The following is a 21,722-nucleotide window of genomic DNA, read 5'->3' as shown; positions in this document are numbered from 1 at the left end:
AGCGGCGGGTCAGACGCGTACGACGGCGGTGTGGCCGTGGCCACGGCTGCCGCCGACCTCCACCTTGAGCGCCCGCTTGGCCCGGCGCACGCCGCGATCGCCCTTCTTGACCGACCGCACCGGCCACGGCAGCGTGATCTTCACCTCGTCGGCGGTCCTGGACGGGTCGGACACCGCGAGCCGCACCTCCTTCCGGCCGGGGTCGCGGCGCACCAGCAGCGTGCACGGCCCGTCGGCGGTCAGCGGCCCGTCGGGGGTCTGCACCGTGCCGGCCCGCCAGAAGACGGCGGCGAGCAGGTCGCCGCGCGAGATGGCCTGCGCCGTGCCCGAGTTGGCGAGGATGCGGACGCGCAGCCCGTAGGACGCGGTCTGCGCGGCGGACGCCCCGGGCAGCACCGCGTAGGCGTAGCGGGCCTTGCGCGGGTCGGTGCCGTGGTCGATCACGATCGTCGTGTAATGCCTGGTGACGGGGGTGTCGTCGCCGCCGGTGGTGGCGCCCGTGTCGATGTCGCGCCAGCGGCCGGTGCGCTCCTCGCGGATCACCTTGGCGCCGTCGCCGTCCAGCAGCGCGTAGCCGGCCACGCCCGGCAGGTGGATCCAGCGGTCGCCCTGTTCGAGCGGCGGGTGGCGGTCGTGGGTGTTGCGGTTCTCGACGATGGTCTCGACGCGGCGGCCGTCGGAGGCCGTGATGCCGGCGCCGAGGGCGATCACGGCGTCGTCGAGCAGGAACCACGCCTTCTTGGCCCGCAGCGAGGAGCCCTCGGCGATCAGCTTCATGGCGGCGACGCCGTACTCGCCGTCGAGCGCCACGCCGCCCGCCCACGGCGTGGGCGGCAGCCGGCGGTGCCCGTGGGGGAGGTCGGCCCGCCTGCGGGTGTCGACCGTCGTGCCGGGCAGCCGGTACGGGTCGATCGTCGGCCACAGCTCGTCGTTCCAGTGGGTGAGGTCGTCCGTGTAGAGGTAGGTCATGCCGTCGCCGGTGTACCAGCCGTGCAGGTTCTCCCGGTTCATGGCCTCGGCGGCGCCGATCCGCCGCGAGCTCATCGCGATCGCGAACGCCCACGTGGGGCGGCGGTGCACGACCCGGTCCATGTCGGCGAACACCCACGTCCCGGTCGTACGCGGGCCGACCGGGACCTCCGGGTCGTCCAGCAGGGCCCTGGCCTTGGCGACGCTCGGCAGCGGCGCGACCGTCTCGTACGGCACCGCCGTGTTGCGCGTGAGCCATCCCTTCACCAGCGGGCGCCAGCGCCGCGCGTGCCGCTCGGGCGCCGCGTCCAGCAGGGCCAGCATGGTCTCGACCGTCTTCTGCCCGGAGTGATAGTCGCGGTGGCCCTGCCGGGAGACGGACCGGCCGCGCACGCAGTCCATCATCAGCCCGTCGAAGACGAACGGGACGAAGGAGCGGTCCACGATGTCGCAGACCTTCCCGATGCCGGGGATCTCCCACGGCGAGCGCGCGAGCATGACGATCAGCTTGGCCACGCTCTCCAGGTAGTCCACGCCGTAGGCGCCCGTGTAGGGGTACACGTCGTGCTGGATGAACGACCCGTCGCGGTAGAAGCCGTCGCCCGGCCCGCGCGTCGGCCGCAGCAGGTCGGCCACCGCCTCCCTGGCCCGCTTGACCAGCCGCGCGTCGTGGGTGAGCAGCCCGCGCACGGCCACCGCCATCGCCTTGCCGGCCCGGTTCGCGCCGGTCTCGACGACGCCGGGGTGGCTGACGCGCCGCTCCGGGTCGGGGCACCACCGGCGCAGCGGGCGCAGCCAGCGCTTGAGCCCGTCCTTCGGCAGGCCGTCGTACAGCAGGGCGCACGTGTCGGTCAGCGAGCGGGGGACGCCGATCTCCCACCAGTACCAGTTGCTGCCGCGCGGGTCGAGGCCCTCGTGGTAGGCGTGCTCGTACAGGAAGTCCAGCGCCCTGGCCGCCGTCCGCGCGACCCCGTCGTCCCGGTACATCGAGGTGCCCGGCGTGGCCCAGCCCAGCGCCAGCGTGCGCATCCGGTTGTAGGCGCGGTTGAAGTTGCCCGTACGGGGGTCGCCGAGCGGCAGGTCGGGCCAGAGGCTCGGGCCCCTGGGGGAGAACTCCAGCTTGCGCAGCACCGCGTTGGCCGAGCCCTCGACCGCCTCGGTCCTGTCGGCGTGGGCGGTGCCGTGGTCACCGCCGGCCAATAAGCTCACCCACCGCTCCCGGGCGGCGTCGAACGCGGCGGCGCCGACCGCCTCGGCCGGTCGTTCCCACAGGGCAAGACCGGCCGCCTCGGCCGGTCGCTCCCACAAGGCGAGACCGGCCGCGGCGGCGGCGCCCAGCAGGGCGGAACGCCGGGTAAGGGGGTGGATCACCATGCGTAATAGGATATGGACCGCCGATATTCGCGCATCCCCGCATTTCCCCCGCCATCGGCGTCAGTCGGCCGGGGCCATGGAGATCTCCCAGTAGGCGGCGTACCGCCCGCCGAGCCGCAGCAGCTCGTCATGCGTCCCCGCCTCCACGATCCGCCCGCCGTCCAGGAAGGCGATGCGGTCGGCGTGGCGGATCGTGCTCAGGCGGTGGGCCACCATCACGACGGTCCGGCCCGCCATCAGCCGCTCGATCCCGGCGTGCACGGCCGCCTCGTTGACCGGGTCGAGGGCGGAGGTGACCTCGTCCAGCAGGACGACGGGGGCGTCCTTGAGGAGGGCGCGGGCGATGGAGACGCGCTGGCGCTCGCCGCCCGACAGCAGGGCGCCGCCCTCGCCGACGGGAGTGGCCCAGCCGTCGGGGAGCCGGGCGATCACCTCGTCGAGGCGGGCGGCGCTCGCCGCCGCGCGGACCTCGGCCTCGGTGGCGCCGGGGCGACCGAGGCGGATGTTGTCCTCGATGGTGCCGTCGAAGAGGTAGACGTCCTGGAAGACGATGGCGAACCGGGACATCAGCTCCTGGGTGTCCACGTCCCGCACGTCCACGCCGCCGATGCGGACCGCGCCGGCGTCCACGTCGTGGAAGCGGGCCAGGAGCTGCAGCAGCGTGCTCTTGCCCGCCCCCGACGGGCCGACGACGGCGAGCCTGCGCCCCTCCGGCACCGCCAGCGACAGGCCGTCGAGGACGAGGCGGTCGCCGTGGCGGAAGGACACCGCGTCGAGCTCCAGGTCGTGCCGTTCCGGACGGACCGGGCCGCGGGGCTCGGGCAGCGGCGGGGTGCGCAGCACCGTGTCCAGCTTGGCCAGCTCGGCCCGGGCGCCGCGCGCCTGGCCGCCGATCTCGCCCAGCGACAGCAGCGGGTCGGCGCAGCGGGCGGCCAGGACGAGGATCGCGAGCAGCTCGGCCGCCCCGATGGCGCCGCCCAGCGCCAGGTACGTGCCCAGCACCAGCAGCGCGGTGAGGACCGCCTGCACCGTGAGCGACAGGCCCAGGACGCCCGGCAGCGCCGACACCATCGTGCGGCGGGAGGAGCGCCGCAGCTCGTCCAGCGCGTCGTCGAGCAGGCCGAAGCGCTCCGCGGTCCGGCCGCCGGTCCGCAGCACCGGCTGGGCCTGGAGGTATTCGATGACGCGGGCCGTGGCGTCCTGGTCGCGGCGGTGGCGTTCGGCGTCGGCGGCGGCCGTGGCGCGTCCCGTCCAGAGCTGGATCGCGGCCACGAGGGGCGCGGCGAGCAGCGCGGCCAGCCCCATCCGCCAGTCGAAGGCGAGCATCACCGCGACGATGGCCAGAGGGGTGACGGCGGCGGAGACGTACGGGGACAGCAAGTGCGCGATCACGCTCATCGCCTGCTGCACGCCCCGGCCGGCCAGCAGCGACACCTCGCCGACGCGGGCGGGGGCGTACCAGCCGATGGGCAGCCGGGCGAGATGGTCGCCGAGCCGGCGGTACGTGCCGCGCAGCAGCGTGGTGCCGGCGCGGAAGCCGGACAGGTCGCTGACGTAGCGCAGCGCCGCGTAGATCGCGACCCCCGCCGCGAACGCGGCCAGCCACGGGCGGGCGCCGGCGACGTCGCCGCCGAACAGGGCCCGCAGCACGGGCACGAGCAGGGCGTAGGACAGGCCCTCGACGATGGCGGTCGCCGTCATCAGGGCCACGGTGCGGCGGACGGGGCCGGCGTACTGGTGCCCCAGGACGCGCAGCAGCATACGGATCATCGGGCCTCGTCTCCTCGCTGGGATCGCCAGAACGCGGCGAACCTGCCGTTGCGGCGCAGCAGCTCGGCGGGCGTGCCGCGCTCGATGACGGATCCGTCGTCCAGCATGACGACGGTGTCGGCGTCGGCGATCGTCTCCATCCGGTGCGCGATGACGACGATCGTCCGGCCGGCGCGCAGCGTGGCCAGCGCGTGCCGGACCGCCTGCTCGGTCTGCGGGTCGGCGAACGCGGTGGCCTCGTCCAGCACCAGCACGGGGGTGTCGGCGAGCAGCGCGCGGGCGATGGCGATGCGTTGCGCCTCGCCGCGCGACAGCCGGGCCTCCTCGTCGAGCACCGTGTCGTAGCCGCGCGGCAGCCGCAGGACGCGGTCATGGATGTTCGCCAGGCGGGCGGCGCGTTCCACCTGGTCGGGGTGGGCGCCGGGGACGGCCAGCGCGATGTTGTCGGTGACCGAGGCGCGCAGCAGGCGGATGTCCTGGAAGACGAAGGAGACCGTCCGGTAGAGCCGGTCGCCGCCGAGCTCGCGCAGGTCGACGCCGCCGAGGGTGATCGAGCCGTGCGCCGGGTCGAAGAACCGCGGCAGGAGCTGGACCAGCGTGGACTTGCCGCTGCCCGACGGGCCGACGATCGCGGTGACCGTGCCGGGCTCCAACGTCAGGTCGATGCCGCGCAGCACCTCGCGCTCCGCGTCGTACCCGAAGCGCACGCCCCGCAGCTCGACGCGGTGCCCGCGCGGCTCGGCGGGACGGGCGGGCTCGGGCAGCGGCTCCACCGCGAGCACGTCCCTGATGCGGCCGACGGCGCGCCAGGCCGCCCGCATCGCGTCGAAGCCGTGCCCCAGCGCCGCCACCGGCGCGGTCAGCCCCAGCCCCAGCAGCAGGAACGGCAGCAGGTCGGCCGGCGCCAGGCCGCCGCCCGCGATCAGGGCGGTGCCGCCGGCCAGCACGACCAGCAGCACGAACGGCGGCGACAGCGCCGTCTGCATCGCGGCGGCGATCGGCGCCAGCCCGCGCGCCCAGCGCAGGAACGTGCCGGCGAACTCGTCGGTGGCCGTCACGAACCTGCGGTGCGTGCGATCGGCGCCGCCGAACGCCTTCACCACCGCGATGCCCTGCACGAACTCCACCACGGAGCCGGCGATCCGCCCCATCGCGGCGTCGAACTCGCGCTGCTCGCGCTGCCGCGCCGCCGTCATCATCAGCGGCACCGTCGCCACCGCGACCAGCACCGGGATCAGCGTGATGAGCGTCAGCCGCCAGTCCACGGTGAACAGGTAGACGAGCGACACCAGCGGCACCACGAACGCCGAGACCAGCTCGCCGGGAGTGTGCGCGATGAACGGGTGCACGGCGCTCACGTCCTCGCCCACGACCTTGGCCAGCTCGCCGGTGCGGCGCCGGGATAACCAGCCGATCGGCACGCGCCCCAGGTGGGCGGCCAGCCGCCGGCGGAACGCGAGCTGCACCCGCCCGTCGAGCAGGTGCCCGATCGCGGACGACGCCGCGGTGAACAGCAGCTGGACCAGCAGCCCGGCCACCCCGGCGAGCACCACGAGCCAGACCCGGCCGGGGTCGGCGGGGCCCGGCGCCAACAACACGCGGCCCAGCTCCACCACGGCCAGCAGCGGCGCCAGGCCCGCCACGGCCCCGATCACCTGCAGCACCACCAGGGCGGCGAAGCTCCCGGCGTGCGGGCGCAGCAGCCCGGCCAGGTCTGCGGGCCGCTCGAACGGCGGGGCCACCTCCGCGAGCGCGGCTCCGGACCGGGTGTCAGCCACCGAGGGCCTGCCGGAGGAAGCCGAGGATCTCCGCCCGCGCGGGCTCCGCCTGCGGCACCATGCCCGGCATGCTGAGGAACGCGTGCCCGGCCCCGGCGTACTCGCTGAGCCGGGCGGGCGTCCCGGACGCCTGGAGCCGCTCGGCGTAGCGGCGGCCGTGGTCGGCGACCGGGTCGGCGGTCGGCACCACCACGAGGGCCGGGGCGAGCCCGCTCAGGTCGCCGGCGTGCAGGGGCGACAGCGCGCGGGCGTCGGCGCCCTCCGGCACGGCGAGCTTCCGGAAGAAGTGCAGCTGGGGCAGGGTGAGGGTGGGCGTGCAGGGGTACTGGCCGGTCGAGGGGAGCTCGAAGGCGCCCGGAGTCACGTCCGTCCCAGGGTTGACCAGCACCTGCGCCCGCAGGCGCAGGCCGGCCTGCCTGGCCCGGATCGCCGACAGGGCGGTGATCAGCCCGCCGAAGCTCTCGCCGAAGACCGCCACCCGGTCCGGATCGACGCCCCACTCCCCGGCGTGCTCCACCACGTGCCGGAGCATGTCCCAGCCGTCGTCGGCGGCGGCCGCCAGCGGGGTCTCCCAGTCGAGCAGGCGGTGCTCGACGGCGACGACGACCGCGGGCAGGCGGGCGGCCAGGTGGCTGTTGGCCCAGTCGCACTGCGCGGCCGTGCCCACGAACCCGCCTCCGTGCACCTGCACCACGAGCGGCAGGCGGGCGCCCCCGGCCGAGGGCCGGTGGACCCGGACCGGGAGGTCGCGGCCGGGCAGCGCCACCTGCCGCCACTCGATGGTGGCGTCCGGGTCCGGCTCCCCGGTGATCGCGCGCGCCGCGACGGACGCCCGGACCCGGTTCTCGGCCTCCTGGAAGGCGGCCAGCCCCTCGGGGGTCAACGTGGACCAGTCCGGCTCCGCCGGCCTGCCCATGGTGGTGGTCTCGCTCATGCGCTCTCCTCCACGAGTTTCGCTACCTGAGGTTTCGAAACTTAAGGTAGCGCAAATGGATATCCTGTGCGCATGACCTCCGCCACACCCGCCCGCCCGCCCGGCCGCTCACCCGGCCGCCCGCGCTCCGGCGTCAACGACGTGGTGTTCGCCGCGACGCTGAGCACGGTCCACGAGCTGGGCTACGCGCGCGCCACCGTCGAGCGCATCGCCGCCGCGGCCGGCGTCGCCAAGACGACGATCTACCGCCGCTGGCCGACGAAGGGGGCGCTGATCGTCGACTGCCTCCTCGACGCGTTCGGCCCGGTGCCGGTGGACGGCGGGAGCAGGGCCGCGATCCTGTCCGGAGCCATCCGGTGGATCGCGGGGAAGATCGGCGAGCCGGGCGTGGGCGACGCGTTCGCGGGCGTGTTCAGCGACGCCGTCAGCGATCCCGGGCTGCGGGTGATCCTGGCCACGCGGCTGCAGGACCCCTACCGGATCGCGCTCCAGGACGCGCTCGGGGAGCCGGAGCAGCGGGTCCTGTTCTTCATCGACGTCGTCGTCGGGACGCTGCTCCACCGCCTCGGCATGACCGGCGTGCCGATGGTCGAGGCCGACGTGGACGCCCTGGTCGACATGGTCCTACCGGTCTTCGGCTGAGCGCGGGCGCTCTTTGGCGCGTGACCGCGTCCGGCCGCTCGCGCCGGCCGTCATGCCGCCCTCCTCCACAGCACGACGGCGACGGCGCCGGGCACGCACGGCAGGACCAGCAGCCAGCCCAGCAGCGGCGCGAGCCCGACATCTCCGGACACGTCCCGGATGGTCAGCCCGGCCACCGCGACGCAGAGCGCGATCACGAGCAGCCCGGCCGCCAGCCACGGCGCCCAGCGCTTCCCCGCGCGCGCCGCCATGATCGTCGCGAGCCAGCCGGCCAGCCCGAGCACCCCGACCGTGGCCAGGATGGCCAGGTACGCGGACACGGCGTCGCCGATCGCGGCAGGCGTGTAGGCGGGGTAGCTCGCTTCGAGGTGGTCGGTCAGCACGGCCCGGTCGAGGAATGGGAAGAGGGCGGCGAGCACGGTGAGCGCCGCCCCGATGTACATGGGCACCAGCACGTGGCGCTGTGACGTCATGGCACGAGTCCTTCCAGCGAATTGAGACAGTCACTTTCTCCAGCGAGTGACTCTATGCACGGCCATTCAGACAGTCAATGTCTGATGACAGTGCCACGCGTGAGAAAGTGACTTTCTGGTACGGTGTCCGCCATGACCGGGCTACGCGAGCGCTGGCGGCTCAAGGCCATGCGCGCCATCCAGGAACGCGCCCTCGACCTGTTCGACGAGAAGGGGTTCGGCGCCGTCACGATCGAGGAGATCGCGGCCGCGGCCGAGGTCTCGCCGTCGTCGGTGTACCGGATCTTCGGCACGAAGGAGGGCATCGTGGTCACCGACATCGAGTTCGACACCATGAGCCCCGAAGCGCTCGAAGGCATCCTGGCCCCGGAGGATCCCGTCGGCAGCCTGGTGCGAGCCGTGCGCGCCTACGAGTCCGCGCCGGGCGCCGCCGGCGGCCCGGAGGCCGGGAGGGGCCCGTGGCGCAGGATCAGGTACTTCTTCGCCGAGCCGTCGGTGCGGATGGCCGTGTGCGCCATGCTCGACCGCGCCAGCCAGCGGGTCGCGCCGCTCGTCGCGTCGGCCGGGCGGCTGAGCGAGACGCAGGCCAGGGTGGCCACGAACGCGCTCACGTTCGGCTACTTCGCCGCCCTGGAGCAGTGGTATCTCGACGGCGGCAGCCGCCCCATCGCCGACTACGTCGAGGAGGGCCTGCGCCCCCTGCGCGGCATCTGGAGCTGACCGGCGGCTACTTCAGGCCGGCGAGCAGGGCGTCGAGCACCGAGCGCAGCGCGGCGGCGTTGGGCTCGTCGAACCAGGTGGTGCGGACGCGCTCGTTCAGCCCCCCGGGCGTCTCGTGGTCGCCGGCCAGCCGGTGCAGCGGCCGGGACCCGTCGCTCAGGGACCGGCCGACGCCCTGGAAGAGCCCGCGCACGTAGCGGTCGGCGTCGGCGGGGGCCAGCCCGTGCCCCGCCGCCCAGGACGTGAGCGTGGCGAGATAGGAGTAGTGCGTGCTGAGCGTCGCGGTCAGCGCGGAGAAGACGTTGAACGTGGCCTCGTCGGCGACCGGCAGGGCCCCGCCCAGCGAGGCGAAGAACGCGTCCACCACGGGATTCGGCGGGCAGGTCACCGTGACGGAGCGGCGCTCGCGCACGGCGGGCAGGGGGATGGCCCGCACCACCGGCGCGTCGGTGCCCAGCAGGCTCCGGACCTCGTCGCCCGCCACGCCGCCCATCACGTTGACCACCGTCGTGCCGGCGGCCACGCGCAGCCCGGCCAGCGCCTCGTGCCGGTCCTGCGGGCGTACGGAGATGATCAGCAGCTCGGCGCGGCCGGCCACGTCCTGGTTGTCGGCGCACACCTGGACGCTCGCGTAGCGCTCGGACAGCTCCGCCGCCGCGCGCGCCCCGCGCGGCGAGAGGAGCACCTCGGGCGGCGCGTCGGTGCCGTCGCACAGGCCGGTCACGATGGCGCGGGCGATCTCGCCGACCCCGATGATGCCGATGCGCACCGCTGCTACCTCCACGTTGAACGGGCGGGACGTGCCCCCGGCGAGGATACCGGTCAGGTACGGGAGGCGATCTGGCCCTTCCTGCGCGGCCGGTGCCCGGTCACCTCGTGCCCCGCCTCGGGCCGCAGCCGCACCATCAGCAGGGCCCCGGCCAGCGCGACCGCCGCGCACAATCCGAACGCGAGCGAGAAGTCCCCCTGGGTGAGCGGGGTCGCGGCGGAGCCGTGCGCCACCTGGAGGACGATCGCGGCGGCGGCCACGCCCAGCGCCACGGAGATCTGCTGCGTCATGCTGAAGAGCGTCGAGGCCGAGGCCCGGTCGGCGGGCCCGATGTCGGCGAACGACAGCGTGTTGATCCCGGTGAACTCGATCGAGCGGGTGACCCCGGCGACGAAGCACACCACGGCGACCAGGACGAACCCGGTCCGCGCGTCCAGCAGCCCAAACGCCCCGATCGACAGCGCCACCCCCACGCCGTTCGCGATCAGCACCGTACGGAACCCGAACCGGCGCAGCAGCGGCGTGGTGATCGCCTTGATGACCAGGTTGCCCAGGAAGTACACCAGCACGATCTGCCCCGCCTCCAGCGGCGACAGCCGCCACGCCTCCTGGAGCATGAGCGGGAGCAGGAACGGCGTGGCGCTGATGGCCAGCCGGATGAGGTTGCCCGCGTGCACGGCCGCGGCCGCGAACGTCGGCACCCGCAGCGGGCCCAGCTCGATCAGCGGATGGGCGGCCCGGCGGAACCGGCGCACGGCGGCCACGCCCACCAGCGTGCCGACGGCGAGCAGGGCGAGGTCCAGGCCCACCGCCGACGGGTGCGCCAGCTCCGATAGGCCGTAGATGGCCAGGCTCAGCGCCGTGACGATCAGGATCGTTCCGACGCGGTCGAGCGGCCTGGGGTCGGGCTCGCGCCGGCCGGGGACGAAGGCCAGCACGAGGGCGGTGCCGGCGAGGGCGAGCGGCACGTTGAGCAGGAAGATCCACTGCCAGCCGTACCAGGTGGTCAGCGCGCCGCCGACGACCGGGGCGACGACCGGCGCGATCAGGGCCGGCCACGTGATCAGCGCCGTGGCCCGCAGCAGGTCCTCCTTGCCGGCGTTCCTGAGCACGATGATGCGGCCGACCGGCATCATCAGGGCGCCGCCGACGCCCTGCACGACGCGGGCCAGGACGAACTGCCACAGCTCCGTGCACGCCGCGCAGCCCACCGAGGCCAGGCCGAACACCACGATCGCGGTCGCGAACACCCGCTTGGCGCCGTAGCGGTCCGACAGCCAGCCGCCGAGCGGGATGAGGGCCGCGCCCGCGACGACGTACGCGGTGATGCCGATGTTCACGCTGACGGTGTCCACGCCGAACGTGTGCGCGAGCTGGGGGAGCGAGGTGTTGATGATCGTGGAGTCGAGGTTCTGCATGAACCACGAGACGGCCACGATCAGCGCGACCCGCCGGGAAGCCTTGGGGGAGGGGTCGTGCGGGGCTTGCGTCATGTTCTCTCCGGGGGGCGGGCGCGCTCGACGACCATGGTCACACACCGACCGGATAAGGTACGCGCGTGAGTCTCGAGCGGGAGCAGGGCCCGTCCCGGCGGCGCGGCGCCGAGCTGGAGGCCGCGCTCCTCGACGCCGCCTGGGACGTCCTGCTGGAGCACGGCTACCACGGCTTCACCTACGAGGCGATCGCCGCCCGTGCCGGCACGAGCCGCCCCGTCCTGTACCGCCGCTGGCCGCAACGCGACGACCTGCTGCTGGCCACCCTCACCCGGCACTGGCGGCCGATCGCGGTGCCCGACACCGGCAGCCTGCGCGAGGACGCGATCGGGTTCCTGCGCAACGCCGACGCCGACCGCGCGGGCATGATCACGCTGATGAGCGTGCAGCTCGTGGAGTACTTCCAGGACGCCGGCACCAGCCTCGAAGAGCTGCGCGACACCCTCGTGCCGCCGGGCCTGCCGAGCCCGTTCGAGACGATCGTCGCCCGCGCGGTCGAGCGCGGCGAGCTGCCCGACGTGCCGCGCTCGTCCCGGGTCCTGAACCTGCCACTCGACCTGCTGCGCCACGACATGCTCATGACGATGCGCGCGGTGCCCGACGAGTCGATCACGCAGATCGTGGACGAGGTGTGGCTGCCGCTCCTGGGAGCGCCCGCGCACTCGTGATTCCCGGCGGCCCCGGTTTGTCGGTCGGGCCCGCCATACTCACCGCTGAAGATCGCGTGAAGACCGGCGGGCCGTCGCCCGGCCGGTCCATCCCCCTTTCACTCATCAAGGTAGGTGCCGCATGAGTCATGGCCGGACCGCGCAGGTCACGATGCCCCGCTCCGAGGACGAGCCGGCGGGCTCCCCGGAGAAGACCGGCGAGCACGAGCAGCACGCCGAGGACCGGCTGACGATGCCGGCCGCCTGGCTGCGCGCGCTGCACCCGCGCCGCGGCGGGGCCAAGGTCGCGGTGCCGCCGCTCGACCCCGGCGCCCCCGAGCGGCTGGCCGCGAAGCTGGACGGGCTGCGGCAGCAGGTTCTCGACGCGCTGGAGGCGTGCCGCGACCCGGAGCTCGCCGCCGCCGGCGCGGCGTACCTGGCCGGCGAGCCCGCGGCCGCGCCGCTGGGCGCCGCGGTGGTGGTGGCGTCGCTGTCGTGGAGCGACCACGAGCTGGCGGCCCTGTTCGCCGAGACGTGGCTGGTCGAGCGGGGCCTGGCGTTCGCCGCGACGGCCGTGACGGAGCTCGCCTCGCTGACGTACGAAGTCGCCCAGGACAGCTGGCGGGTGCGGCGGATGGCCTCCCACGAGTACCACCACTACTGGTACGGCTGGAACCGGATGGAGCTCGCCGCCCGGATCCGCGCCGTCCTGTCGGCCGCCTCCGACGCCGAGTACGCCGAGGTGGTCGCGGCGCTGGCGGCGAGCCGCGAGGGCGGGCTGCACCATCGGGTCATGGCGTCGTTCCTGGCGCCGTCCGAGACCGGCTGGGTCATGGCCGACTGCGCCGAGGTGAGCGCTGTCAACGAGCACCTCGCCCATCACCTGGTCCCCGCGCTCAGCACGCCGGAGCAGGCGGCGCTCATCGTGGACCACGTGCGCGACCACCTGGTGAGCTCCGCCTCGCTCGCCACACTGGTCGACGGCATGGGCGTCGAGGCCGTGCCGCTGCTGATCGGCTGGCTCGGCCAGACGTACGACGCGGACGGCGAGCGGCGGCTGCTCGGCACGCTCGCCGAGCTGCCGTCCGACGCGGCGATGCGGGCGCTGCTCGACCGGCTCGACCAGAAGCACGTCCAGCCGGCCTTCCTGCGCGCGGCGGCGCGCTTCCCGCGCCGGGCGATGCGGCTGCTGGCCGCCACCGGCGGCAAGACCGCCGACCAGCTGCTGCGCGCCCACGTGCTGACCCACCTCGACCTGGTGGAGGAGGTGGTGTCCGGCATGGACGCCGGCGCCGCCGAGCGGATCACCGGCATCGCGAACGCCGTGCCCGTCGCCACCGCCCCGCCGGAGGCGCTGCCGGAGGTGCTGGTCAGCCCACCCTGGGCCAAGAAGCGCAAGACCCGCAAGCCGACCGTGGTGACCGGCCTGACCTGCGCGGACGCGCCGGTGCTGGCATGGGCGCCGGGCGAGCGGGACAACTGGCGCTCGTCGCTGGAGGGGGGCGCGTGGGACCGGATCTACAACGAGACGTGGGAGGAGGTCGCCCGCGGCATCACCGACGAGAGCGGCAGGCGGCACCACCGGTACAACGAGATCACCCTGTTCGTCTCCGGGCCCGAGCGGCTGGCCGCGCCGCTCATCGAGAAGTGGCGGCCCATCGACCAGTGGGGCGCCGGCGACTGGCTGCCGCCGGTGATCGCCAGGTTCGAGCTGGCGGCGCTGCCCCTGGCCCTCGACCTCGCCAGGAGCAACCCGGCCACGGCCGGGCACGTGCTGCTCCCGTTCGCCGCCCCGGAGATCGCCGTGCTGATGGCCGACTGGCTGTCCCGGCTGAAGTCCGCCCGCGCCATCGCGCTGGCGTGGCTGAACCGCCACCCCGCCAGGGCCGCCAGGGCGCTGGTCCCCGTGGCCCTGGGCAAGCCCGGCGTGCCCAGGCGGCAGGCCGAGCAGGCGCTGACCGCGCTGGCCGGCGCCGGCCACCACGACGTCGTGACGCGGGCCGCCGCCGGCTACGGCCCCGCCGCCGAGGCCGCCGTCACCGACCTGCTCGCGGCCGATCCGCTCGACGCGCTGCCCGCCAGGCTGCCCGCCCTGCCCGATTGGACGCAGGTCGCCCTCCTGACGCCGATCCACCTGCGCGGCGACAAGGGCGCGCTGCCGGCCGAGGCGGTCAGGAACGTGATGACCATGCTGGCGATCTCCAAGCCGGGTCTCCCGTACGCCGGCCTCGCCCTGGTCAAGGAGGCGTGCGACGGCCGCAGCCTGGCGGAGTTCGCCTGGGCGCTGTTCCAGCGCTGGCAGGCGGCCGGCTATCCGGCCAAGGAGAGCTGGGTCATGGACGCGCTCGGCCTGCTCGGCGACGACGAGACCGTGCGCCGGCTCACCCCGCTGATCAAGACGTGGCCGCGCGACGGCGGGCACGCGCGCGCCGTCGCCGCCCTCGACCTGCTGGCGAGCATCGGCTCCGACGTCGCGCTCATGCACCTGCACGGCATCGCCGAGAAGGTCAAGTTCAGCGGGCTCAGGAGCCGGGCCAGGCAGAAGATGGACGAGGTCGCCGCCGAGCTCGGGCTGACGCCGCAGGAGCTGGCCGACCGGCTCGTGCCCGACTTCGGGCTGTCCCCCGACGGCAGCATGACCCTCGACTACGGGCGCAGGAGCTTCGTCGTCGGCTTCGACGAGCAGCTCAAGCCGTACGTGACCGACGCCGCCGGCAAGCGGCTGAAGAACCTGCCCAAGCCGGGCGCCAACGACGACCCCGAGCTCGCGCCCGCCGCCCACCAGCGCTTCACCGGGCTGAAGAAGGACGTGCGGGCCGTCGCCTCCGACAACATCCGCCGCCTGGAGCAGGCGATGGTGACCCGCCGCCGCTGGAGCGGCGCCGAGTTCGGGCGGCTGCTCGTCGGCCACCCGCTGCTGTGGCACATCGTCCGGCGGCTCGTGTGGGGCATCTACGACCCGTCGGGCGAGCTGACGGGCACCCTGCGCGTGGCCGAGGACCGCAGCTTCGCCGACGTCGAGGACGACCCCCTGCCGCTGCCCGCCGACGCCCTCGTCGGCGTCGCCCACCCCCTGGAGCTGGGGGAATCGCTGGCCGCCTGGTCCGAGGTGTTCGCCGACTACGAGATCCTCCAGCCGTTCCCGCAGCTCGGCAGGGAGACGTACGAGAACGACCCCGCGCTGATCGCCGAGATCGAGGCCGCCAAGATCCCGGCCGGCGCCGTCATCGGCCTGGAGCGGCGCGGCTGGCGGCGCGGCGCGCCCCAGGACGCCGGCATCCAGTACTGGATCGAACGGGACGTGCCCGGCGGCCGGACCGTCACCATCGGCTTCGAGCCCGGCTTCGCCATCGGCTACGCCGGCTACGAAGAGGAGCAGAGCCTCGTCGGCGTCTCCGTCGACGGCCTCGACCCCGTCACCGCCTCCGAGATCCTGCGCGACCTGCGGGAGATCACCCGATGAACGAGCACGTGCAGCGCCCCCCTGCCGAGATCCGCTACGCCGCCGAGCTGGCCCGGCTGTGCGAGAGCGACACCGACGCCCGCCCGCCCGGCTGGGCGCTGAGCCTGCGCGCCGCCCGCCGCTTCGTGCTCGGGGACGAGAAGCTGGGCATCAGCCGCAAGTTCGTGGGCGACCCCTCGCTGATCGACCGGTCGCTGGTGTCGCTGGCCACCAACCGCGGGCTGATGCTCGTCGGCGAGCCCGGCACGGCGAAGTCGCTGCTGTCGGAGCTGCTCGCCGCCGCGGTCAGCGGCACCTCGACGCTCACCATCCAGGGCGGCGCGGCCACCACCGAAGACCAGATCAAGTACTCGTGGAACTACGCGCTGCTGGTCGCGGAAGGCCCCTCCACCCGGTCGCTGGTGGCCGCGCCGCTGCTGCGCGGCATGGCCGAAGGCAAGGTGGTGCGCTTCGAGGAGATCACCCGGTGCCCGCTCGAAGTCCAGGACTGCCTGCTGTCGCCGCTGTCCGACCGCGTGCTCGCCGTGCCCGAGCTGAGCGGGCCCGAGTCGATGGTGTTCGCCAAGGAGGGCTTCACCGTCATCGCCACCGCCAACACCCGCGACCGCGGCGTCAACGAGATGAGCGCCGCACTCAAACGCCGCTTCAACTTCGAGACCGTCTTCCCGATCGCCGACTTCGAGACCGAGCTGCTGCTGGTCGAGGCGGAGGCCGGCGCGCTGCTGAAACGCTCGGGCGTCGAGGCGCCGCCCCGGCGCGACGTCCTGGAGGTCCTCGTCACCGCCTTCCGCGAGCTGCGCGAAGGACAGACCGCGCGCGGCGACGCCACCGACCGGCTGTCCGGGGTGATGAGCACCGCCGAGGCCGTCTCCGTCGCGCACGCCGTCGGGCTGCGCGGCTGGTTCCTGCGCGGCGAGCCGGGAACGGCCGCCGACCTGGTCTCCTGCCTGGCCGGCACCGCCGCCAAGGACAACCCAGAAGACCTGGCGAAGCTACGCCGGTACCTGGAGCAGCGGCGGCGGCACGGCGACCAGTGGCAGGCCCTGTACGAAGCCCGCCACCTCCTGCCGGGCTGACCATGGCCGTCACGTTCATCGGCGTCCGCCACCACAGCCCCGCCTGCGCCCGGCTCGTCGCCGACACCATCACCTCCCTGCGGCCCGCGTACGTGCTGGTCGAAGGCCCGGCCGACATGAACGCCCGCATGGACGAGCTCCTGCTCGGCCACGACCTGCCGATCGCCGTCTACACCGGCTACCGCGACCCCGAGCGCCGGCACGGCTCGTGGACGCCGCTGTGCGACTACTCGCCCGAGTGGACGGCGCTCACCGCCGGCCGCGCCGCCGGCGCCGAGCTGCGCTTCATCGACCTGCCCGCCTGGCACCCGGCCCTGGCCGGTGTCCGCAACCGGTACGCCGACGCCGAGGCCCGCTACGACGAGGTCACCCGGCGGCTGTGCCACGCCTTCTCCGTGGACAACGTGGACGCGCTGTGGGACCACCTGTTCGAGATCGAGCCGGCCGACGGGCTGGCCGAGCGGCTGGCCACGTACTTCGACCTGGTGCGCGGCGACACGGAGCCGGGGGCGGACGACGCTGCGCGCGAGGCGTACATGGCGCGGTGGATCAGGGCCGCGGCGGCCGACGCGGGCGAACGCCCGGTGGTCGTGGTCACCGGCGGCTTCCACCGACCGGCGCTGATCCGGCTCGCCGGGCAGGGCGCCGCGAGCCGGTCGGGATCGGCGGGGGAGGGTGACGCCAGCCGGCCGGAGCCGCCGTGGCATGGTGACGCGGGATGGCCGGAGGTGCCGCGGCCGCCGGAGGACGCCGTGGTGGGCAGTTACCTGGTGCCGTACTCGTTCCGGCGGCTGGACGCCTTCGACGGTTACCAGTCGGGCATGCCGTCGCCGGGCTACTACCAGCGCCTCTGGGAGTCGGGGCCGGACGAGGCCGCGCGCGGGCTCACCGAGGCGGTCACGGCCCGGCTGCGTGCCCGCCGCCAGCCCGTGTCCACCGCCGACCTGATCGCCGCCCGCGCCACCGCCGACGGGATCGCGCTGATGCGCGGCCACCCGCATCCGGCCCGCGTGGACGTGCTCGACGGCCTGGCCGCCGCGCTGGTCAGCGAGGCGCTGGAGACACCGCTGCCCTGGGCGGCGCGCGGGCCGCTGCCCGAGGGCAGCCATCCGGTGATCGTGGAGATGATCGCCGCGCTCAGCGGCGACCGGACCGGCCGCCTCCATCCCGCGACCCCGCTGCCGCCGCTCGTCCACGCGGTGCTCGCGGTGCTCGGCGGCCCCGGCGAGGAACGGCTCGACCTCGGCGAGGACGCCGGCCGCGAGCGCAGCCGGCTGCTGCACCGGCTGCGCGTGCTGGGCATCCCCGGCGTCGAGCGCCTCTCGGGGCCGCGCCCGGCGGGCGACGCCGAGCTGACCGAGCGGTGGGTGCTGACCGAATCGGAGGACCGGCTGCCCGCCCTGATCGAGGCCGGCGGCTACGGCGTGGACCCGCAGGAGGCCGCCGCCGCCGCGCTCGCCGAGCGGATCGCCGGCGCGGACCTGGACCAGCTCGCCGACGTGCTGTTCGACGCGGCACTGTGCGGCATCGGCGAGCTGGCCGGCCGCGTGCTGGACGACGTCGCCCGGGCCGTCGGCGCGGCGGCCGACCTCGGGGCGCTGGGTCGCACCCTCATCGTGGCGCTGGCGATGTGGCGCCACGACGACCTGTTCCGCACCAGCGGCAGCACCACCCTCGGCACGGTCGTCGAGGCCGCGACCCGCCGGGCGTTGTGGGTCGCGGAAGGCGTCCGCGGCGGCCCGGCCCCGGCCGACCTGCCGCGCATCCACGCGATGGCCGCCGTCCGCGACGCCGTCCGGCACGCGGGCCCGGCCCTCGGCCTCGACCCGCAGCTCGCAGTGGGCGTCGCCGACCGCCTCGCGACCTGCCCGGAGGCCCCACCTGACCTGCGGGGCGCGTCACTGGGCCTGAGCTGGTCACTACGCGGCACGACCGCCGCCGATCCCGCCAAGGCGGCGCACGGCACGGGTGCCGGCGATGCCGCCAAAGCCGTGCGCGGTGCGTTCGTGCCCGCGACGGCCGGGGACTGGCTGGCCGGGTTGTTCGCGCTGGCGCGTGAGGAGGTGCTGCACGCCGACGGCATGCTGGAGCTGCTCGACGAGCTGGTCGGCGGGATGAGCGACGACGACTTCCTGGTGGCGCTGCCCGCGCTGCGCCAGGCGTTCGGCTTCTTCCCGCCCCGCGAGCGGCACCTCATCGCCACCCGCCTGGTCGCGCGGCGCGCCGGAGGGGCGTCCGCGTGGGAGTTGATGCGGCTGGAGGCGGCGCCCGAGCTGGTGGCCGCCGGCATGGCACTGGACGAGCGGGTCGAGACGGCCCTGCGCAGGGAGGGACTGATCACGTCATGACCGACCCCACCCTCGAACGGTGGCGGCTCCTGCTGGGCGAGCCCGGCAGCGCGTGCCTCGGCGGCGCGCCGCTCGGCGGGCCGGCCGCCGCCCGCGACGCGGCCCTCGACTGGCTCTACGGCCGCGACGAGGACCTGCGCCGGCGCGGCGTACGACGGCAGGGCGGCACCGGCCCGTCCACGCTGACCACCTTCGACTGGCTGGACGACATCACCCGGCTCTTCCCCAAGGAGACGGTGGAGCGCCTGCAACGCGACGCCGTCGAGCGTTACGAGATCCACGACGTGGTGACCGACCCGGCCGTGCTGGCCCGAGTCGAGCCCAACCCCGCCCTGCTCAAGGCGGTCCTGCGCACCAAGCACCTGATGAACCCGCAGGTGCTGCGGCTGGCCAGGCGGATCGTCGAGCAGGTCGTCCGCCAGCTCATGGACAGGCTCGCCACCGACGTGCGCAGCGCGTTCACCGGCACCAAGGCGCGGCGGGCCGGCAGGTTCCGGCTGGCCCGCAACTTCGACATGGTCCGCACCCTGCGCGCGAACCTCGGCCGCTACCAGCCCGACACCGGCAAGGTCGTCATCGAGACCCCGTACTTCTTCTCCCGCACCCGCCGCCACCTGGAGCAGTGGCAGGTGATCCTGCTCGTCGACCAGTCCGGGTCGATGGCCGACTCGGTGATCCACTCGGCGGTCACCGCGGCCTGCCTGTGGGGGCTGCCCGGGGTGCGCACCCACCTGGTGGCGTTCGACACGGAGGTGGTGGACCTGACGTCCGACGTGGACGATCCCGTGGAGCTGCTGATGAAGGTGCAGCTCGGCGGCGGCACCGACATCGCCCGCGCGGCGGCGTACGGCGCCGGGCTGGTGGAGCAGCCGCGCCGGTCGATCGTCGTGCTGATCTCCGACTTCTACGAGGGCGGCGACCCGGGCCGGCTGGTGCGGATCGTGCGCGGCCTCGTGGAGCAGGGCAGCAAGGTGTTGGGGCTGGCCGCCCTCGACGAGCAGGCCAACCCCGACTACGACCGCGGGCTGGCGCAGCGGCTGGCCGACGCCGGGGCGCACGTGGGCGCGATGACGCCCGGCGAGCTGGCGTCCTTCGTGGCGGAGCACGTGGGCCGATGAGGACGGACCTGCTCGGGCTCACCCCCGACTCCCTCGCCGCGCTCACCAACCGCGGGCTGGTCAAACGGGCCGGCAAGGAGGCCGTGCCGGAGCTGCGTACCGACGAGGACGGCACCGTGCACGGCGACTTCCCCGGCGGGCCCGCCACGAGCGTCCCGATCGGCGGCCTGGGCGCGGCCCGCTGCACCTGCGGCGCCACCAGCGTTTGCCGGCACGTCATCGCGGTGATCCTCGCCTACCAACGCCTCCACACCGAGCCCGCATCCGCACCCGCGCCCGCACCCGAGCCTGTCCACGAGTCCGCGTCCGCGCTTGTGCCAGGGGACGCCGCGCCGGGGGAGGCCGCGCCCCAGCTCGCGCCGGGTGAAGCCAGGCCACAGCCCGCGCCGGGAGAGGCGGCGCCCCAGCTTGCGCCTGGCGAGGCTGCGTCCCGGCACGGGGCCGAGGTGCGGGTGTGGTCGCCGGGGGAGATCGGCGACGACCAGCTCACCGCCAGGATCGGTGCCCGGCTCATGGCGGCCGCCCGGCGGGCGGAGCGGGCCGGGTTCGCCGCGCGGGTCCGGCGGGCGAGCGCCGCCGACCCGGTGCCGCAGGTCGAGTTGCCGTCGGCGACCGTGCGGTTCCTGGTGCCGGGTGATCTCGGGTTCGTGCACACCGACAGCGTCGCCGGGGTGAGGGACGATGTGATCGCGCTGGCCGTGTGGGCGTTCCGGGTGGCGGACGAGCGGCATCCCGGCGTGCCCGACGTGCGGGTGGACGTGGGCGGGGAGGCGGGCGCCGGGGACGGGCCGGGGCTGGGCCGGGCGTTGGGGCTGGCGGGCACGGTGCTGCGCGAGGGGGCGGCGCATCTCGGGCAGGGCCTGGAGGCGACGGTCGCGGACGTGCGGCGGCACCTGGACGCCGCCGGGCTGCGCTGGCCGCTGCTGGCCGTGGAGGATCTGGCGGAGCAGCTGGCCGCCTACCGCGACCGCGGCGCGCACTACCGTCCCGAGCTGGTCGCGAGCCACGTCGCCGAGCTGCACGCCCGCCACCGCGCGGTGACCCGGCCGGGCGCGACCTCGCGCAGCAGCGTGCTCGGCACGGCCGAGGCGGCGGAGACGCCGCTGCGCCGGGCCCGGCTGGAGAGCCTGGGCTGCCGGGTGCGCGGCGTGGGGGATCGGCGGATCGCGGAGGTGTACCTGGCGCACGGCGACAACGCCATGGTGCTGGTGCTGCGCCGCGAATGGGACGGCGACGAGGACGGCCCGGCCCTGGCGCGCCGCCGCGTCGCCTCGTCCACGCTGGGCGCCCTGGCCGCGGGGAACCTGGTCACGGAGTCCGCGGTGCGCAGCGCGAGCCGCACGGTGCGGCTGGCCACGGGCCGGATCTCCAGGACGACGGTCAGCCCGTCGCGGGGCGACTGGGGCGCGCTGCCGGCGTCCCTGGTGGTCACCGACTACGCGGCGCTCGGGCGCGAGCTCGACGCGCTGCCGCTGCGGCCGGTCCGGCCGCGGATCGAGGCGGAGCTGGTGCGGGTCGTGGCCGTCGCGGGCGTGGAGACCATCCGGTACGCCCCCGGCGACCAGCGGCTCGACGCGGTGATAGCCGACGGTTCTGGCAACACCGTCATCGTCTCGGCCACTCACACCGCCGCCGCGCCCGGCCGGCTCGACGCGCTGGCGGCCGTGCTGGCCGGGGCGGAGGGCGAGCCGCGGTTCGTCAGCGGCGTGGTGGGGCGCCGCGCGGGGGCTCTCGTGATCGAAGCGCTGGGCGTGGCGGCCGGTGACCGGGTGATCGTTCCTGACCTGCGGGCCGAGGGCGGGGGCGGCGGGCCCGTGGCCGTCGCGGACGATCGGCCGGAGCCGCTGGCCGAGGCCCTGATCGAGGCGCGGGGGCTGCTCGCCGAGGTGGCCCATCACGGCCTGGTGCACCTGCCGCCCGCCTACGGGGAACGGCTCGCCGGGGCGGCGCACCGGCTGACCGTGCTCGGGCTGCGGCGCGTCGCGGGGGCCGTCACCGCTTTCGAGCGGGCGCGGGCGAGCGGGTCCGAGGAGGAGGCGGTCGAGCGGGCGTGGGTGGATGCGTACCTGCGGGTGGAGGTCGCCCTGGACCTGAACTGACGAGGGGTTGAAAACATCGTCTCTCATGGAGACAATGTTCTCTGGCGCC

At 74.7% G+C, this 21,722-nt stretch carries 15 protein-coding genes; 8 read left to right on the top strand and 7 right to left on the bottom strand.

The window, feature by feature from the left end; all coding sequences use genetic code 11:
* Nucleotides 1-9: 9 nt before the first annotated feature.
* From HCN51_RS50935 to HCN51_RS50920, 4 genes are read right to left on the bottom strand one after another with little or no spacing between them, the layout of a single operon-like run.
* On the bottom strand, nt 10-2,343 hold the full coding sequence (locus HCN51_RS50935; protein ID WP_168020121.1) for a polysaccharide lyase 8 family protein: 2,334 nt from the start codon (nt 2,341-2,343) through the stop codon (nt 10-12).
* Between the two features lie 60 nt (nt 2,344-2,403).
* On the bottom strand, nt 2,404-4,113 hold the full coding sequence (locus HCN51_RS50930) for an ABC transporter ATP-binding protein (RefSeq protein ID WP_168020119.1): 1,710 nt from the start codon (nt 4,111-4,113) through the stop codon (nt 2,404-2,406).
* Complete coding sequence (locus HCN51_RS50925) at nt 4,110-5,891, bottom strand: ABC transporter ATP-binding protein (RefSeq protein WP_346434102.1); 1,782 nt, start codon at nt 5,889-5,891, stop codon at nt 4,110-4,112. Before HCN51_RS50925 ends, HCN51_RS50930 begins: the two co-directional genes overlap by 4 nt.
* Nucleotides 5,884-6,825, bottom strand: a complete 942-nt coding sequence (locus HCN51_RS50920; protein WP_168020118.1) for an alpha/beta hydrolase — start codon at nt 6,823-6,825, stop codon at nt 5,884-5,886. Before HCN51_RS50920 ends, HCN51_RS50925 begins: the two co-directional genes overlap by 8 nt.
* A 72-nt stretch (nt 6,826-6,897) precedes the next feature.
* Here HCN51_RS50920 and HCN51_RS50915 point away from each other — a divergent pair, with 72 nt between their 5' ends.
* Nucleotides 6,898-7,467, top strand: coding sequence for a TetR/AcrR family transcriptional regulator (locus HCN51_RS50915; RefSeq protein WP_168020116.1), 570 nt, complete (start codon nt 6,898-6,900; stop codon nt 7,465-7,467).
* 50 nt (nt 7,468-7,517) lie between these two features.
* Here HCN51_RS50915 and HCN51_RS50910 read toward each other — a convergent pair whose 3' ends face one another.
* Nucleotides 7,518-7,940, bottom strand: coding sequence for a hypothetical protein (locus tag HCN51_RS50910; protein ID WP_206068870.1), 423 nt, complete (start codon nt 7,938-7,940; stop codon nt 7,518-7,520).
* A 132-nt stretch (nt 7,941-8,072) separates the two neighbouring features.
* Here HCN51_RS50910 and HCN51_RS50905 point away from each other — a divergent pair, with 132 nt between their 5' ends.
* The gene (locus tag HCN51_RS50905; protein WP_168020107.1) at nt 8,073-8,660 is read left to right on the top strand and encodes a TetR/AcrR family transcriptional regulator; all 588 of its coding nucleotides are present in this window, start codon (nt 8,073-8,075) and stop codon (nt 8,658-8,660) included.
* Nucleotides 8,661-8,667: 7 nt separating this feature from the next.
* Here HCN51_RS50905 and HCN51_RS50900 read toward each other — a convergent pair whose 3' ends face one another.
* Both HCN51_RS50900 and HCN51_RS50895 read right to left on the bottom strand, forming a co-directional pair.
* Nucleotides 8,668-9,429 (bottom strand): NAD(P)-binding domain-containing protein, encoded by a 762-nt coding sequence (locus HCN51_RS50900; RefSeq protein WP_346434101.1) that lies wholly within the window; start codon nt 9,427-9,429, stop codon nt 8,668-8,670.
* Nucleotides 9,430-9,482: 53 nt separating this feature from the next.
* Complete coding sequence (locus HCN51_RS50895) at nt 9,483-10,922, bottom strand: MFS transporter (RefSeq protein ID WP_168020088.1); 1,440 nt, start codon at nt 10,920-10,922, stop codon at nt 9,483-9,485.
* 65 nt (nt 10,923-10,987) lie between these two features.
* Here HCN51_RS50895 and HCN51_RS50890 point away from each other — a divergent pair, with 65 nt between their 5' ends.
* From HCN51_RS50890 to HCN51_RS50865, 6 genes are all read left to right on the top strand, one after another.
* Entirely contained in the window at nt 10,988-11,590 is a 603-nt protein-coding gene (locus tag HCN51_RS50890) for a TetR/AcrR family transcriptional regulator C-terminal ligand-binding domain-containing protein (protein ID WP_168020086.1), read from the top strand.
* Between the two features lie 121 nt (nt 11,591-11,711).
* Nucleotides 11,712-15,032, top strand: a complete 3,321-nt coding sequence (locus HCN51_RS50885) for a DUF4132 domain-containing protein (protein ID WP_168020084.1) — start codon at nt 11,712-11,714, stop codon at nt 15,030-15,032.
* The gene (locus HCN51_RS50880; RefSeq protein WP_168020082.1) at nt 15,029-16,108 is read left to right on the top strand and encodes an ATP-binding protein; all 1,080 of its coding nucleotides are present in this window, start codon (nt 15,029-15,031) and stop codon (nt 16,106-16,108) included. The genes HCN51_RS50885 and HCN51_RS50880 overlap by 4 nt, the downstream gene beginning before the upstream one ends.
* 2 nt (nt 16,109-16,110) lie before the next feature.
* Nucleotides 16,111-18,456 carry a DUF5682 family protein gene (locus HCN51_RS50875; protein ID WP_168020080.1) on the top strand — a complete coding sequence of 782 codons (2,346 nt, stop codon included), beginning with the start codon at nt 16,111-16,113 and terminating at the stop codon, nt 18,454-18,456.
* Nucleotides 18,453-19,574 carry a VWA domain-containing protein gene (locus HCN51_RS50870; protein ID WP_168020078.1) on the top strand — a complete coding sequence of 374 codons (1,122 nt, stop codon included), beginning with the start codon at nt 18,453-18,455 and terminating at the stop codon, nt 19,572-19,574. The genes HCN51_RS50875 and HCN51_RS50870 overlap by 4 nt, the downstream gene beginning before the upstream one ends.
* Nucleotides 19,571-21,673, top strand: coding sequence for a hypothetical protein (locus tag HCN51_RS50865; RefSeq protein WP_168020076.1), 2,103 nt, complete (start codon nt 19,571-19,573; stop codon nt 21,671-21,673). The genes HCN51_RS50870 and HCN51_RS50865 overlap by 4 nt, the downstream gene beginning before the upstream one ends.
* The last annotated feature ends 49 nt before the right edge of the window (nt 21,674-21,722 follow it).

Source organism: Nonomuraea composti, assembly GCF_012034275.1.
Classification (GTDB): Bacteria; Actinomycetota; Actinomycetes; order Streptosporangiales; family Streptosporangiaceae; genus Nonomuraea; species Nonomuraea composti.
The sequence above is the reverse complement of the archived record's forward strand: the minus strand, read 5'-3'. Positions and strand labels throughout refer to the sequence as shown.

What these genes read in the sequence shown, in the direction of transcription:
- HCN51_RS50935 (WP_168020121.1), bottom strand. Translation starts at nt 2,343, where the DNA reads ATGGTGATCCACCCCCTTACCCGGCGTTCCGCCCTGCTGGGCGCCGCC.
- HCN51_RS50930 (WP_168020119.1), bottom strand. Translation starts at nt 4,113, where the DNA reads ATGATCCGTATGCTGCTGCGCGTCCTGGGGCACCAGTACGCCGGCCCC.
- HCN51_RS50920 (WP_168020118.1), bottom strand. Translation starts at nt 6,825, where the DNA reads ATGAGCGAGACCACCACCATGGGCAGGCCGGCGGAGCCGGACTGGTCC.
- HCN51_RS50915 (WP_168020116.1), top strand. Translation starts at nt 6,898, where the DNA reads ATGACCTCCGCCACACCCGCCCGCCCGCCCGGCCGCTCACCCGGCCGC.
- HCN51_RS50910 (WP_206068870.1), bottom strand. Translation starts at nt 7,940, where the DNA reads ATGACGTCACAGCGCCACGTGCTGGTGCCCATGTACATCGGGGCGGCG.
- HCN51_RS50905 (WP_168020107.1), top strand. Translation starts at nt 8,073, where the DNA reads ATGACCGGGCTACGCGAGCGCTGGCGGCTCAAGGCCATGCGCGCCATC.
- HCN51_RS50895 (WP_168020088.1), bottom strand. Translation starts at nt 10,922, where the DNA reads ATGACGCAAGCCCCGCACGACCCCTCCCCCAAGGCTTCCCGGCGGGTC.
- HCN51_RS50885 (WP_168020084.1), top strand. Translation starts at nt 11,712, where the DNA reads ATGAGTCATGGCCGGACCGCGCAGGTCACGATGCCCCGCTCCGAGGAC.
- HCN51_RS50880 (WP_168020082.1), top strand. Translation starts at nt 15,029, where the DNA reads ATGAACGAGCACGTGCAGCGCCCCCCTGCCGAGATCCGCTACGCCGCC.
- HCN51_RS50875 (WP_168020080.1), top strand. Translation starts at nt 16,111, where the DNA reads ATGGCCGTCACGTTCATCGGCGTCCGCCACCACAGCCCCGCCTGCGCC.
- HCN51_RS50870 (WP_168020078.1), top strand. Translation starts at nt 18,453, where the DNA reads ATGACCGACCCCACCCTCGAACGGTGGCGGCTCCTGCTGGGCGAGCCC.
- HCN51_RS50865 (WP_168020076.1), top strand. Translation starts at nt 19,571, where the DNA reads ATGAGGACGGACCTGCTCGGGCTCACCCCCGACTCCCTCGCCGCGCTC.